Here is a 12,885-nt window from a genome sequence, read left to right on the forward strand (position 1 = left end):
CGCTTAGGCGATGATGTCTGGGATCAGGCGATCTTCGATAATTGCGATGATGTCTTTCAGGCGCAACTTCTGCTGTTTCAAGCGTTTTATCGTAAACGGATCACGTGCGCCTTTTTCCTCTAGCGCGCAAATCGCTTCGTCCAAATCGCGGTGCTGACGGCGAAACTCTTCGAGCTCAACACGTAACACTTCTTCGGATTTCATCGACAGATCACGATAGGCGTTCATTCCTGGGCGATTCCTTGGTCACGTGGGAGTTGTAATATACTGTTTAACCAAGCATTCGCATAGCCCTTGCGCGGATCACCCTTAATGCCCATATTTATCGATGCAGGCTGCCAAAACGGGGCCCGCAAATGGACTGTCGCTTAACGCCAAGGACGTGTCGATGACAAAGCTTACTCTGGGGTCGCACCCTTATATGCTTGGGTTCGAACAACTTGAGCGCCTGCTGGAACGCAGCGCCAAATCAGGTAACGAAGGCTATCCGCCGTTTAATATCGAGCAAACTTCGCAGAATTCTTATCGCATCACGCTGGCCGTTGCCGGCTTTGGCGAGGATGACCTTTCGATCACGGTAGAAGACCGCCAATTGGTGATCCGTGGACGCCAAACGGATGATAGCGAAAACCGGATGTTCCTGCATCGCGGCATCGCCGCACGGCAATTTCAACGCTCTTTCGTGTTGGCGGATGGCGTCGAAGTGGGCGAGGCCATTATTGAAAACGGCTTGCTGCACGTGGATCTGACACGCGCGACGCCTGAAACCGTGGTTCAGACCATCAAGATCAAAAAGGGGTAAGCGATATGAATACGCAGTATAATTTTGGCACTGAAACAGACCAGCCGATTGTTTATATTCGCGCAGTCAACGTAGCGGACTTGCCTCAGGATATGCGTGAACAGGCGATGGGTCACGAGACACTCTATGCGGTTCATAGCGCCGAGGGTGAGCGTTTAGCATTGGTGCGCGACCGGTCGCTGGCCTTTGTACTGGCGCGTCAAAACGACATGGATCCTGTTGCCGTTCACTAACCGGTTCTTCCAACACTTAAATCTTAATGAATGGAGCGGTCAAACGCTCCATTTGTGCTGAATTTGTTTCGACGATAGCATCACGGGCATTTGGGTCTGAAAGGATCAAAGCATATGTCCAAATCGATTGTGGTCTGCTGCGACGGAACCGGTAACGAAATCAAAGAAAATCAATCTAACGTCCTGAAGTTCTTCAGGATCCTGAAGAAAGACGACAAGCAGGTCGTGTTTTATGATCCGGGTGTCGGCACGATCAGCAACAGCGGCCCGTGGTCCGTGTTCAAAAACAAAGCCAAGGGCGTTTTTGGCCTGGCAACGGGATACGGTCTGGATACCAACGTTCTCGAAGCTTACCGATTCATCATCCGGCACTACCAGCCGGGTGATCAGATTTACCTTTTCGGGTTCAGTCGCGGGGCGTACACGGTACGGGTCTTGGGTGGCTTCCTGAAACTCATCGGCCTTTTGTCGCCCGAGCAGGATAATCTATGTGGCTACGCGCTGACGGCCTACAAACAAGCCAGCCACGAAGATGATTTCAAGATCGCCTGGCGCATCCACCGGGTCTTGCAAACCACCTACGCGCCCATTCGGTTCATGGGGTGCTGGGACACAGTCGGATCGGTGATTATTCCGCGTCCGGATCGATTTTACATTCCATCCTTGGAGCGGCTTCCCTTTACAGAATTTAACCCGGCCGTGCAGTGTTTTCGTCATGCAATGGCCATTGATGAACGACGCCGCATGTTTCGGCTGACCCCTTGGGCCGAGCCACAATTGTACAAGTCCAATCCCTTTGTCAAAGACGAAGATGCTGAAGAACAGGATATCAAACAGGTCTGGTTTTCCGGCGTGCATTCCGACATCGGTGGCGGATATCCGGAGGCGGAAAGCGGGGCTGCCAAGATTGCCTTGAAATGGATGATGGATGAGGCCGCGGAAAACGGCCTTCGATTCCGTGAAAGGCTGCCCAAGTTGTTGGTTTTGGGCGAGAACCCTGAAAACAGTAAATGGCAATACACGGCCCCGGATGACACGGCAGATCTTCATAATTCCATGACGCTGGCATGGCGGGTGTTTGAATATCTGCCCAAACGGGTGCGTCATTTGGAATGGAAGAAACGCTTGCAGCTTCTTGGTTTTTACATTCCTTGTTCTGAGCCGCGTGCCATTGATCCCGACGCGCAGATTGATCCAAGTGTTTACAGCCGGTTTGACAAGCGATCTGATTATCGGCCGGAAAACCTGCCACCGCGTCAATAAAGGATGCCTCGAACGCGCGTCCCGTCAAGCAACAGCCATGCACCTGTCTGGTATGCTGCGATTGGGTTAAACCTTGTGAAATAACGGTCTTGAGCGTATGTCTGCGGCAATGGTCCCAAAGGGCAAACGAGGCAATGAGCGACGACACCCCCCATTTTCCAGCCGCTTGCGCGACAGGTTCATCGGCCTTGCCATGTTTGCGCCGATCGCCGTGGCGCGCCTCTTTCCCTATCGGCTGCGCATCCCGCTGGTGGGGTGGATGACATCGCGGCTGGTGGCACCGATTGCCGGGTACGACAGGCGGGTTCGCGAAAACCTGGCGCATGTACTGCCCGATCTGCCTGACGCAGAAGTGCGCCGCCTGATGCGGGCCGTGCCCGACAATGCCGGGCGCAACATGATCGAGCTTTTTTCGCATCGGGAGTTTTCCGATCGGACCCGCCATTCTCGGGTTTTTGGTCCCGGCATGGAAACGATCCGACAAGCACAGAAAGACGGACGTCCTATCATCTTCGTTACCGGCCATTTCGGTAGTTTCAACGCCGCGCGAGTGGCGATGATCGAACAGGGTTTCGAGATGGGTGTTTTCTACCGTCCCATGCATAATGACTGGTTCAACACGCGTTACACGGCTGCCATGGGCGCGCTGTCGCAGCCAATGTTTGAACAGGGCCGTCGTGGCATGATGCAAATGGTCAAACATTTGCGCAGCGGCGGCGTGTTGGCCATTTTGACTGATCTCAACGCCCATGATGGCGTGCCGTTGCAGTTTTTTGGCAAGCCTGCCATGTCTCCATTGGCGACGGCAGAATTGGCGCTGAAGTTTGATGCGCCTTTGGTACCTGTCTGGGGCATTCGGTCAGACAACGGCTTGGATTTCGAAATTCTGGTCGAAGAGCCGGTCGAACCTTCCGATGCGGTGACCATGACGCAAGAGGTCAATGACCGGCTGGAAACGCAAGTGCGCGAACGCATGGATCAGTGGTTCTGGATTCACCGCCGGTGGAAAGATGGCATCGGGCCTTTGGCGGATCGTGGCGCGCAGCAGCTGAATGAGCGCCAAAAAGGCTAGTCGTCATGCTCTGGCCAGATGCCATATTCATCGTGCATCAGGGCGGCACAGGCGCGGTTGGCCTTATCCCGGTTCATGCCGTTAACCGTTATGTTCTGTAGGCTGTGTGCGTCATCAAAGGCTAAGGACATGCCTTTGCGCGCTTTATCGGCAATCTGGATGAGTATGCCTTGTCGGGCCAAATGACCTGATAACCAGATGTCATCAACGGGCCACGCGGCGGCTGGCGGATCCATGGCATTACCAGACAGCCAATCTGGCTGCACCAGGACGCCGGAATACCCTTGCGCGATATCTGTCAGAGGCGCGCGTTTGCTTGATGAACGTCCCAGACGTTCGATGTCATAACCCGCGCCGGTCACTGCATGACCCGGTAGCTGGGCGCATAACAATTCGTTGGCCCAATGGGGCGGCATCAACCAATCATCGTCGCAGTAGATCAAGTGTTCCGATGTGCCCTTCAAAGCGTTGGCCGCAGGGATAACCTTTGTGGCGGGTCCGAAATCAACGTCCGACCAGAGCAAAGAGACACCAGTCGGCAAGTCAGGCAGGTCAAAACGGCCGGGAAACCGGCGAAACTCGCGGGGCAGGCAAAGCAGAACCTGCGCCGGAGCCGGATCTTGGGCCAGGAGGTGGTGTAGTACCGGGCGCAACCGGTGAAGGCGCGGCGGGATTGAGGTGAGCGAAATCCTGTACATTCCGGCCATACAACCAAAAACGGGCCGCTCCGCAAAGAGCCGCCCGTTTGTTGATGTGATCTGCGATATGCTTATCCGGCGATCAAACCCATTTGCTCAAGCTTCAAAATCACTTGGTGCGCGCAGTTGTCGACGTCCACATTTTCAGTCTCTACGCTCAACTCAGGATTCTCTGGTACATCGTAAGGGTCTGAAATACCTGTGAATTCCTTGATCTTACCTTCACGCGCCAACTTGTAGAGCCCCTTGCGGTCACGGCGTTCGCATTCCTCGATTGTCGTGGCCACATGCACTTCGACAAAGGCACCAAAGGCTTCGATGTCCTCGCGCACGGCACGACGTGTTGTGGCATAGGGCGCGATGGGCGCACAGATGGCGATGCCACCGTTCTTGGTGATTTCCGAGGCGACATAGCCGATCCGGCGGATGTTGAGGTCACGGTGCTCTTTCGAGAAACCGAGCTCAGAGCTGAGGTTTTTCCGTACGATATCCCCGTCCAGCAAGGTCACCGGGCGACCACCCATTTCCATCAGCTTGACCATCAAAGCGTTGGCAATGGTCGACTTGCCCGAGCCTGAGAAGCCGGTGAAGAAAACGGTAAAGCCCTGTTTGGAGCGTGGCGGACGCGTCTTGCGCAGCTCGGTCACGACCTCAGGGAAACTGAACCATTCCGGGATTTCCAGACCTTCCGCCAGGCGGCGACGCAGCTCGGTGCCCGAGATGTTCAAAATGGTGACGTTGTCTTTGTCGGCGATCTCGTCATTGGGCTCGTACTGTGCACGTTCCTGAACATAGACCATGTGTTTGAAGTCGACCATTTCACAACCAATTTCGGACTGGTTCTCACGGTAGAGATCCTGCGCGTCATAGGGGCCATAGAAATCTTCACCGGCGGAGTTCTTACCGGGGCCGGCATGATCGCGACCAACGATAAAGTGGGTGCAGCCGTGGTTGGCGCGGATCAGGCCATGCCATACCGCCTCGCGGGGGCCCGCCATACGCATCGCCAGGTTCAGCAAGCTCATTGTGGTGGTCGAGCCGGGATATTTGTCCAGTACGGCCTCGTAACAGCGCACGCGGGTAAAGTGATCGACGTCACCCGGCTTGGTCATGCCCACGATCGGGTGGATCAGCAAGTTGGCCTGTGCTTCCTTGGCGGCACGGAAGGTCAATTCCTGGTGCGCGCGGTGCAACGGGTTACGGGTCTGGAAGGCCACAACCTTGCGCCAGCCCAGTTTGCGGAAATAGGCGCGCAATTCGTTTGGCGTGTCGCGGCGACCGCGGAAATCATAGTGTACAGGCTGCTGGATGCCGGTGACCGGACCGCCCAGGTACACGTTTCCGGCGGTGTTGTGCAGGTAGTTGACGGCAGGGTGCGCATCGTCATCGGCGCCAAACACCTTCTCGGCTTCGCGCGCTTTGTTGGGAGTCCAACTGTCGGTCACGGTCATTGTTGCCAGGATCACACCTTCCTGATCGCGCAGGGCAATGTCCTGGCCTTCTTGCAGACCTTCGGCGAATTTCTCGGACACATCCAGCGTGATTGGCATTGGCCAGAGTGTGCCATCAGCCAAACGCATGTTCTCTACGACGCCAACGTAGTCTTCCTCCGACAAGAAGCCCTTGAGCGGGGCGAACCCACCGTTCATCAAAAGCTCCAGATCGCAAATCTGGCGTGGGGTCAGATCCCAGCTGACAAGGTCAGCCGCTTCAACTTTCAGCTTCTGCGCACTTTCATGCGACACGTAGAGTTCGGGGATGGGGGTAAGGTTGTTCTGCACGATACTGGTCCTGTGTTTAAGGGGAGCAAGGTTGCTTGCGGTGCCGGTTAGTTCGGCATGCAGAGCGTCATATTCTGCAAATTTCCGCGCGAGGAATTCGTCTGTTAAGTGCACTTTTTTGGCGGCGCCGCGGGAGGTGAGCGCATAAGCAAAGCGTTGACGTTTGTCTGCACCTTTGCGCTCGCTGATACGAATGAACCCGGCATCTGCCGCCGCGCGAAGCTGTGAATTAAGACCACCAAGCGACACGCCCAACGCCTCGGCGATTGAACGTTGGGACGCATCTGGCGCCAAGTCCAGTTGGCGCAACAGGCGAAAGAGCTGATCGTCTTCCGGCAGGCTGGGTTTGTTAGCAATCGAATTCATACTCGCGACTCAAAAGTGTGTTCACGGATGAACACATGTCACACCTCACAAAATTTCGAAAGAGGGAATTTGCCCGGCAACAGACTGTTTCGCGACTGTGGCCAGTTGAACACGGGCATCACCTTTCAGGTGCCCGCCCCTTCAGCGCGAAAGTTGGTATTTGAAGTAGCACTTTTTTGCTTCGCGGAGGTGGTCAGCCTTGGTCGCTGATCAGTGAACACAAAAACCGCACACCGCGATTTCACGCAAAGATTGCTCACCATTTTGGACTATGCCATTCTCATGTAATGACAAAATCCGCAGCCGTTATCGCGTCTAAACAGTTTCTGGATGAAGTGTGGACAGGGGAGCCGCCCTCCATTCCAAGGCTCATTGAGCTTCTCGATCGGTTGCTGGTGAGCTACCATAACACCGCCAGTACAAAAGCGCCTTACCACCTGTCCGAACCACCGGAAAAAGACTGGAAAGCCATTTACGATCAGGCAGGAAAACGATTTCAGGGGCTTGGGTTATATCCGATAACAGATCCATCAGAAGAAGGCGCCGGTACTTTGATGATGGGTGATGCGATTGACGATATTGCTGATATCACCTCAGATCTCCGCGAAACAATTTGGTACGCGGACAACCATAGTGATGAATACGCTGATGCCCACTTCAGGGCACTCTACTTTCATTGGGGTCAGCATGCGCGTGAACTACTTTTGTTATTGCACAGAAAACAAACCGGTTAACTCTTGTTGCAGCCCTAAAACAGCCCGTCGGGCGGATCGGCCACGATGCGCGCCGCCGTCAGATCAACGGTAGGCACGGCGGCCACGGTGAAGGGGAGTAAGACCGTTTCACCAGCAGCAGGTTTGATTTCCAAAAGATCAGACGCGCCGTGGTTCAGAACGTTTTCCACCCGGCCCAAAAGTGCACCACCCGTGTCGTAAACCTCCAAACCGATCAAATCGGCATGGTAATATTCATCATCGGGCAGGTTTGGCAAAACCTCGCGGTCCACAAAAAGACGCACGCCTTTGAGCGCATCGGCCTGTTCCTTGGTCTGCACGCCCGTAAGCCGCGCGGTAAATCCATTCTTGGTTTGACCAATCAGGCTGACAGAGAAACTCTGACTGCCATCTTCTGAGTGAACCGGGCTGTATCGCTCTATATCTTCAGGTGACGCGGTGAAACTTTTGAGGCGTACTTCGCCTCGCACCCCAAACGCCCCGGCGATGGCCCCGACACAAATGCGCGTGTCTTTTGTCATTTTGACGCTCCCGTGCAGAGGCCTGACTGCATTTCACCGCCAGCGGCGACACAACGTTCGCCATGTTGGAAACGCTCATAAAAAATGCCGGAGATAAAAACCATCGACATCATGATCAATGTGCGGATCGGTCGAAACATATTACCTGACCTCCACGGGCAAGCTGCCGCGGCGGGTTTCCCATCCTGCGGTTTCCAGCTCTGGCGTCAGGGTTTCTTCCTCCGGCCAGCCGACGCAGAGATAGGCGACCAATCGCCAGTCATCGGGTGTGTTCAGATCGCGGCAAAGCTGCGCGGGATCAAGAATTGAAACCCATCCGACGCCCAGCCCATGGGCCCGTGCACTGAGCCAGAATTGCGTGATGGCGCCAACAACGGAATAGGCGCGCGTTTCGGGCATGGTGGCCGCGCCAAGCCCCTCGCCCTTCTCGGTATCGTCGGCGCAAAAGATTGCCAGATGGACTGGCGCTTCCTGCATTCCCGACAATTTGAGCCCGCTATAGAGTTTGGCCTTGTCGCCGTGATACCCGGCAAGCGCCTCGGCATTGGCGGTCTGGAAATTACCAAGTGCGGCCTGTCGGCTGGCGTCACTTTGCACCCGGACAATGCGCCACGGCTCCGAAAGTCCGACGGACGGGGCCAACAGAAAGCTGTCGAGGCAGCGCGTCAGCACCGCCTCGTCCACATCATCTGTGCGGAAGCGGCGCACATCACGCCGCCACCGCATCAGATCGTGCAGGTCGTTCTGGAAGTCTGGTGTAAACTGCGACATTCCAGTGATTTCCTGTCTTACTTGTCTGCCGCTTCTTCTTCGGCAGGCGCTTCCTCAGCAGGTGCCTCTTCGGCGGCTGGTTCTTCTGCTGCGGCTTCTTCCACAGGCGCTTCTTCTGCGGGTGCTTCCTCGGCAGGTGCTTCTTCTTCCGCTGGTGCGGCAGCAGCTTCGGCAGCCGCGGCTGCTTTGGCCGCTTTCTCTTCTACGCGTTCCTTGGCTTTCGCGCCGGGCTCGCCTTTTTGCGGGTTGTTACGCTCTTTCTTTTCCAGAACGCCTGCTGCTTCCAGCATGCGGCTGATCCGGTCCGTCGGCTGTGCGCCTTCACCCAGCCAGTACTGAACGCGTTCGATGTTCATTTTCACGCGCTCTTCGCTGTCTTTTGGCAGCAACGGGTTATAGGTGCCCAGCTTTTCGATGAAACGGCCATCGCGTGGCATGCGGCTGTCGCTTGCCACGATGCGGTAAAAGGGACGTTTTTTCGAGCCGCCGCGGGCGAGACGAATTTTCATAGCCATGATGTATTCTCCTATTTCTTAGCTATTTGAGGGGCTTGGCGCCCCGTCATTCCTGATGTTTCTTGTGGTGTTGGATCACTTCGCCAATGATGAAGTTCAGGAACTTCTTGGCAAATTCGGGGTCTAGATCGGCATCAAGCGCCATGCGCTGAAGCCGCTCGATCTGCTGGCTTTCGCGCAACGGATCAGATGGAGGCAGGGTGTGGCTCGCTTTGAGCTCACCAACCGCTTGTGTGTGTTTGAACCGTTCCGCCAGCGTGTACACCAGCACCGCATCCAGACGGTCGATGCTGTGACGATGCTCCTTGAGCAATTCGGCGGCAACTTTGGAATGATCATCTGTCACGTGGCATTCCTTTCGGATTGGCTGTCATGGGCGCGCGCCGGCGTGTGGCGGTAGACCAGGATGGTATTGTCATGTGCGGTTTCCGCGCTTGCGTCACGACGGGCCCCCAGCCGTTTCGCCAGAGCGCGTGAGCGCGTATTGTCAGGATCAATCGTGCTGACGAGACTCGGCAGACCAAGTGTTTCGAAACCATAGGCACGGGCAGCGATCGCCGCTTCGGCGGCCAAGCCCTGACCCTCGGCCATTTCACGAAACATAAACCCAAGCTCAGGCTCGTGATCGCCGGGTTCAAACCCCAGCAAAACGAACCCGGCAACCTGACCATCGCTCTTTTGCTCAGCTGTCCACAACCCAAATCCGCGCAACATCCAGGCCGCGATCATTTGCGTGAAATCGTACCATGCGTTTTCGCGGCTCGGCTCCTCAAGCAGATGGGATCCACGCGGATCAAGTGTAATTTCCGCGTAGAATTGGAAATCCTTAATTGCGGGGGCACGCAGGATCAACCGATCTGTTTCCAGACGCGGGACATGGCGGCGCATCTCTTCGGAAAAGTCTGCAGCCCGTCCGGTGGATGGTTTTTCACATGCCATCATCACGTGCCTCCTTCCGCCGGATGCCGGTAAACCAGGCAATGTTCGTTCAATAACCTGCCTTCGCGCTCAAACACTGCGCCCAGTCGGTTTGCCAGGGAAATGGATCGTGTGTTTTCGGGGTGGATGTAAGACACGACGGCGTCCAATCCAAAGTGTTTGGCAGCATATGAGCGCGCGGCGAGGGTTGCCTGATAGGCATATCCCTTGCCCTCAAATCCGTCATAGATATGCCATCCCAATTCGGGTTCTTCCCACCCATCATTGAAGATCATGCCAACGCGACCCGCGACCTTGTGAGTTGCGCGGTGTTCGACGATCCACATACCGTAGCCGCGCAGCGCCCAATGCCCGATCCCGGCCATGAAGGACCGCCAGCAGCCCCAACGGTCCTGCGGGCCACCTGCAAATTGCGCACGCTCCGAGGTGCAGAATTCCGCAAAAGGCTCGAAGTCGTTTTCGCGATACCCGCGCAATATCAGATCGTCGGTTTCAACGATGGGGGCGTGACGGGCAGTGGTCATTGGATCGCCTCCGGTGCCGGGTGACGATAGACGAGCGTCCCCTCCCATTGTGGCAGGTCCGGGACGGCGGCAGTCTGATCCAATGTGCATCCCAACCGCTTGGCCAGCGCGATGGAGCGAGCATTTTCCGGATCGATATAGCTGACGGCCGTTGTCCAACCCAGGGTTTGATAGACATAGGTTCTTGTGGCCGTCACAGCCTCGAACGCATATCCATTGCCTTCGTTTTCAGGGTCCCAGACGCCCCAGCCCAATTCGGGCTCGACCCATCCTTCGGTAAAGAGCGGCCCGGCATCACCCAAAGCAACATCGGTTCCTTTCAGGCAATATACAAAGAGGCCAAAGCCGTGCACGGCCCAGTGGCCGATCAGATGGCACGAATGTACCCAAGCATCATGGCGCGAATACGGCCCGCCCATGTAAACGGTCCGATCGGTTCCGAGATAGGTCACACCGCGATCCATGTCTTGCGGACCAATGGCGCGCAAGGTCAGGCGTTCGGTTTCCAAAACCGGTGTGTCGGCCAAATGCGGTGTCATTCGCAGGCCTCCGATTGGGTGCCTGTGGGCGCCGAAATATCAAGCTCCGCAGGGGACGGATGACGGTACAGAAGGTCTTCGCCCAGATGCACATTGTCGTAGGTACGCTCATAGGCGGCCCCCATACGCTCGGCCAACGCGATGGAACGATCATTGCCCGGCTTAATGTTGGACGTCAGCGTGGTCAGCCCAAGCTCGCCATAGGCCCACTGACGCGCGCATTCCGCGCCTTCACGTGCCAGTCCTTTGCCCTCAAACCCGTCAAAGAGAATCCAGCCAAGCTCCGGCTCGGGCCAGCCTTCAGGGTTCCAAAGACCCGTGAGCCCGCAGGCCACGCCATTGTCCTTCTGTTCCATCGTGAAAAAGCCGTACCCGTGCAACGCCCAGTGGCCGATTGATGTGGCAAGCCAGCGCCACGCATCATCACGCTTAAGCGGCCCGCCAAATCCCCAGGATCGGCCTTCATTTGCATAGAATGCCGCAATCGGTTCGAAATCGCGCGCCTCTGGTCCCCGCAGGATCAGGCGGTCGGTCTCGAGCAGAGGGATATCAAGCGAAAGCGGCACGTGATTACTTCTTTTTGCCAAAGCCGGAGAGGCCAGGAGGCAACGCTGCCCCGCCGCCCAAACCTGGCAAACCACCACCAGGCAGGCCTTTGCCCATCTGTTTGGCCGCTTGTTCCAGCGCCTTGGGGTCCATGCCAGCGGCCATTTCTTCGGGGCTGGGGCCTCCTTTGCCAAACATGCCCTTCATGGCCTGTTTCAGCATGCCGCCTTTACCCATTTTGCCCATCTTTTTCATCATGTCGCCCATCTGGCGCTGCATCTTGAGAAGTTTGTTGAGCTCGCTAACTTCCATACCCGCACCCTTGGCAATGCGCTTTTTGCGGCTGGCCTGCAGGATCTGGGGGTTGGCGCGTTCCATCTTGGTCATCGACTGAATGAGTGCAATCTGCTGCTTGAGGATCTTGTCGTCAAAGCCCGCATCCTGCACCTGTTTGGCCATTTTCCCCATGCCGGGCATCATGCCCATCATGCCTTCCATGCCGCCCATCTTGATCATCTGCTCAAGCTGCATCTTCATGTCGTTCATGTTGAAACGGCCCTTCTGGAACCGCTTCATCATCTTCTCGGCCTGTTCGGCCTCGATGGTTTCCTGAGCTTTTTCAACCAGGCTGACAATGTCGCCCATGCCCAGGATACGGCCCGCGATACGCTCGGGCTCGAAGGTCTCGATGGCGTCCATCTTCTCGCCAAGACCCACGTATTTGATCGGCTTGCCGGTGACGGCACGCATACTCAACGCCGCACCACCACGTCCGTCGCCGTCCATCCGGGTCAGCACCACGCCGGAGACACCGATCTTATCGTCGAATTCCGTCGCTACGTTGACCGCGTCCTGGCCCGTCAGGCCGTCAACGACCAGAAGCGTCTCGCGCGGGTTGGCCACATCACGCACCTGCGCGGCCTGTTGGATCAGTTCAGCATCAATATGTAGCCGGCCCGCGGTATCCAGCATGTAAACATCGTAGCCACCAAGCCCGGCCTGTGTTTTCGCGCGTTTGGCAATCGCAACCGGGTCTTCGCCCTTGACGATGGGCAAGGTGTCCACGCCGATCTGGCGGCCAAGGATTTCCAGCTGTTCCATCGCCGCTGGGCGGTTGACGTCCAATGACGCCATCAGCACGCGCTTGCCGTCTTTTTCCTTCAGACGTTTGGCCAGCTTGGCGGTGGTAGTCGTCTTACCCGAGCCTTGCAAACCGACCATCAGGATCGGGGCAGGCGGGTTGTCGATTTTCAGTGCACCCGGTTCGCCTTCGCCGGTCAGCGTATCGATCAGCGCGTCATGTACGATCTTGACCACTTGCTGGCCGGGCGTGATCGATTTTGTGACGGCTTGGCCGGTGGCCTGTTCCTGAACCTTTTTGACAAATTCGCGGGCGACGGGCAGCGAGACGTCGGCCTCAAGCAAAGCCACGCGCACTTCGCGCAGCGCGGTTTTCACGTCATCTTCGGACAACGCACCCTGTTTGGTCAGCCGATCAAAGACACCAGACAGGCGTTCGGATAGATTTTCAAACATGCCTCGGCCTCCTTTGCCGGTTTCATCTCTGCCGCCTCAATCTAA

The 12,885-nt window shown here is 56.5% G+C and carries 16 protein-coding genes and 1 pseudogene; 5 read left to right on the forward strand and 12 right to left on the reverse strand.

The genetic code is table 11. The features are described from left to right. Positions 1-3 precede the first annotated feature (3 nt). Positions 4-228: a YdcH family protein gene (locus ACZ1HJ_RS07965; protein WP_472721767.1), complete on the reverse strand. Its 225-nt coding sequence runs from the start codon at positions 226-228 to the stop codon at positions 4-6. Between the two features lie 160 nt (positions 229-388). Here ACZ1HJ_RS07965 and ACZ1HJ_RS07970 point away from each other — a divergent pair, with 160 nt between their 5' ends. From ACZ1HJ_RS07970 to ACZ1HJ_RS07985, 4 genes are all read left to right on the forward strand, one after another. Beyond that, positions 389-802, forward strand: a complete 414-nt coding sequence (locus ACZ1HJ_RS07970; RefSeq protein WP_472721768.1) for an Hsp20 family protein — start codon at positions 389-391, stop codon at positions 800-802. A 5-nt stretch (positions 803-807) separates the two neighbouring features. Next, complete coding sequence (locus ACZ1HJ_RS07975) at positions 808-1,035, forward strand: DUF1150 family protein (RefSeq protein WP_472721769.1); 228 nt, start codon at positions 808-810, stop codon at positions 1,033-1,035. Between the two features lie 114 nt (positions 1,036-1,149). Further along, positions 1,150-2,298 carry a DUF2235 domain-containing protein gene (locus tag ACZ1HJ_RS07980; RefSeq protein WP_472721770.1) on the forward strand — a complete coding sequence of 383 codons (1,149 nt, stop codon included), beginning with the start codon at positions 1,150-1,152 and terminating at the stop codon, positions 2,296-2,298. Positions 2,299-2,491: 193 nt separating this feature from the next. Continuing rightward, positions 2,492-3,370, forward strand: a complete 879-nt coding sequence (locus ACZ1HJ_RS07985; protein ID WP_472721771.1) for a lysophospholipid acyltransferase family protein — start codon at positions 2,492-2,494, stop codon at positions 3,368-3,370. Here ACZ1HJ_RS07985 and ACZ1HJ_RS07990 read toward each other — a convergent pair. Together ACZ1HJ_RS07990 and ACZ1HJ_RS07995 are read right to left on the reverse strand one after the other, a co-directional pair. Continuing rightward, positions 3,367-4,068, reverse strand: a complete 702-nt coding sequence (locus tag ACZ1HJ_RS07990) for a hypothetical protein (protein WP_472721772.1) — start codon at positions 4,066-4,068, stop codon at positions 3,367-3,369. The two genes, ACZ1HJ_RS07985 and ACZ1HJ_RS07990, sit on opposite strands and share 4 nt — an antisense overlap. 71 nt (positions 4,069-4,139) lie before the next feature. Further along, the gene (locus tag ACZ1HJ_RS07995; protein ID WP_472721773.1) at positions 4,140-6,215 is read right to left on the reverse strand and encodes a bifunctional sulfate adenylyltransferase/adenylylsulfate kinase; all 2,076 of its coding nucleotides are present in this window, start codon (positions 6,213-6,215) and stop codon (positions 4,140-4,142) included. A gap of 287 nt (positions 6,216-6,502) precedes the next feature. On the opposite strand from ACZ1HJ_RS07995, the gene ACZ1HJ_RS08000 reads away from it, so the two are divergent. Continuing rightward, complete coding sequence (locus ACZ1HJ_RS08000; RefSeq protein WP_472721774.1) at positions 6,503-6,949, forward strand: hypothetical protein; 447 nt, start codon at positions 6,503-6,505, stop codon at positions 6,947-6,949. 14 nt (positions 6,950-6,963) lie between these two features. Here ACZ1HJ_RS08000 and rimM read toward each other — a convergent pair whose 3' ends face one another. The 9 genes and pseudogenes from rimM to ffh form a co-directional block, all read right to left on the reverse strand. Beyond that, a complete protein-coding gene (rimM, locus tag ACZ1HJ_RS08005; RefSeq protein ID WP_472721775.1) occupies positions 6,964-7,470 on the reverse strand; it encodes a ribosome maturation factor RimM in 507 nt (168 codons plus the stop codon). Positions 7,471-7,611: 141 nt separating this feature from the next. Then, positions 7,612-8,241: a 5,6-dimethylbenzimidazole synthase gene (gene bluB / locus ACZ1HJ_RS08010; RefSeq protein WP_472721776.1), complete on the reverse strand. Its 630-nt coding sequence runs from the start codon at positions 8,239-8,241 to the stop codon at positions 7,612-7,614. A 128-nt stretch (positions 8,242-8,369) separates the two neighbouring features. Then, positions 8,370-8,756, reverse strand: a pseudogene (rpsP, locus tag ACZ1HJ_RS08015) (30S ribosomal protein S16); the annotation flags it as partial. 46 nt (positions 8,757-8,802) lie between these two features. Beyond that, entirely contained in the window at positions 8,803-9,102 is a 300-nt protein-coding gene (locus ACZ1HJ_RS08020; protein WP_472721777.1) for a chorismate mutase, read from the reverse strand. After that, positions 9,099-9,698, reverse strand: a complete 600-nt coding sequence (locus ACZ1HJ_RS08025; RefSeq protein WP_472721778.1) for a GNAT family N-acetyltransferase — start codon at positions 9,696-9,698, stop codon at positions 9,099-9,101. Before ACZ1HJ_RS08025 ends, ACZ1HJ_RS08020 begins: the two co-directional genes overlap by 4 nt. Next, positions 9,698-10,219, reverse strand: a complete 522-nt coding sequence (locus tag ACZ1HJ_RS08030) for a GNAT family N-acetyltransferase (RefSeq protein WP_472721779.1) — start codon at positions 10,217-10,219, stop codon at positions 9,698-9,700. The genes ACZ1HJ_RS08025 and ACZ1HJ_RS08030 overlap by 1 nt, the downstream gene beginning before the upstream one ends. Continuing rightward, a complete protein-coding gene (locus tag ACZ1HJ_RS08035) occupies positions 10,216-10,758 on the reverse strand; it encodes a GNAT family N-acetyltransferase (RefSeq protein WP_472721780.1) in 543 nt (180 codons plus the stop codon). The genes ACZ1HJ_RS08030 and ACZ1HJ_RS08035 overlap by 4 nt, the downstream gene beginning before the upstream one ends. Next, the gene (locus tag ACZ1HJ_RS08040) at positions 10,755-11,324 is read right to left on the reverse strand and encodes a GNAT family N-acetyltransferase (protein ID WP_472721781.1); all 570 of its coding nucleotides are present in this window, start codon (positions 11,322-11,324) and stop codon (positions 10,755-10,757) included. Before ACZ1HJ_RS08040 ends, ACZ1HJ_RS08035 begins: the two co-directional genes overlap by 4 nt. 4 nt (positions 11,325-11,328) lie before the next feature. After that, positions 11,329-12,840 (reverse strand): signal recognition particle protein, encoded by a 1,512-nt coding sequence (gene ffh, locus ACZ1HJ_RS08045; RefSeq protein ID WP_472721782.1) that lies wholly within the window; start codon positions 12,838-12,840, stop codon positions 11,329-11,331. Positions 12,841-12,885: the final 45 nt, after the last annotated feature.

The sequence above is a fragment of the Roseovarius sp. JB2-10 genome, assembly GCF_055693585.1.

Excerpts from the sequence above, each read along its gene's own strand:
- rimM (WP_472721775.1), bottom strand. The coding sequence starts at position 7,470 with ATGACAAAAGACACGCGCATTTGTGTCGGGGCCATCGCCGGGGCGTTT.
- ffh (WP_472721782.1), bottom strand. The coding sequence starts at position 12,840 with ATGTTTGAAAATCTATCCGAACGCCTGTCTGGTGTCTTTGATCGGCTG.
- ACZ1HJ_RS07990 (WP_472721772.1), bottom strand. The coding sequence starts at position 4,068 with ATGTACAGGATTTCGCTCACCTCAATCCCGCCGCGCCTTCACCGGTTG.
- ACZ1HJ_RS07975 (WP_472721769.1), top strand. The coding sequence starts at position 808 with ATGAATACGCAGTATAATTTTGGCACTGAAACAGACCAGCCGATTGTT.
- ACZ1HJ_RS07995 (WP_472721773.1), bottom strand. The coding sequence starts at position 6,215 with ATGAATTCGATTGCTAACAAACCCAGCCTGCCGGAAGACGATCAGCTC.
- ACZ1HJ_RS07965 (WP_472721767.1), bottom strand. The coding sequence starts at position 228 with ATGAACGCCTATCGTGATCTGTCGATGAAATCCGAAGAAGTGTTACGT.
- ACZ1HJ_RS08035 (WP_472721780.1), bottom strand. The coding sequence starts at position 10,758 with ATGACACCGCATTTGGCCGACACACCGGTTTTGGAAACCGAACGCCTG.
- bluB (WP_472721776.1), bottom strand. The coding sequence starts at position 8,241 with ATGTCGCAGTTTACACCAGACTTCCAGAACGACCTGCACGATCTGATG.
- ACZ1HJ_RS07980 (WP_472721770.1), top strand. The coding sequence starts at position 1,150 with ATGTCCAAATCGATTGTGGTCTGCTGCGACGGAACCGGTAACGAAATC.
- ACZ1HJ_RS08030 (WP_472721779.1), bottom strand. The coding sequence starts at position 10,219 with ATGACCACTGCCCGTCACGCCCCCATCGTTGAAACCGACGATCTGATA.
- ACZ1HJ_RS07985 (WP_472721771.1), top strand. The coding sequence starts at position 2,492 with ATGTTTGCGCCGATCGCCGTGGCGCGCCTCTTTCCCTATCGGCTGCGC.
- ACZ1HJ_RS08000 (WP_472721774.1), top strand. The coding sequence starts at position 6,503 with ATGACAAAATCCGCAGCCGTTATCGCGTCTAAACAGTTTCTGGATGAA.
- ACZ1HJ_RS07970 (WP_472721768.1), top strand. The coding sequence starts at position 389 with ATGACAAAGCTTACTCTGGGGTCGCACCCTTATATGCTTGGGTTCGAA.
- ACZ1HJ_RS08025 (WP_472721778.1), bottom strand. The coding sequence starts at position 9,698 with ATGATGGCATGTGAAAAACCATCCACCGGACGGGCTGCAGACTTTTCC.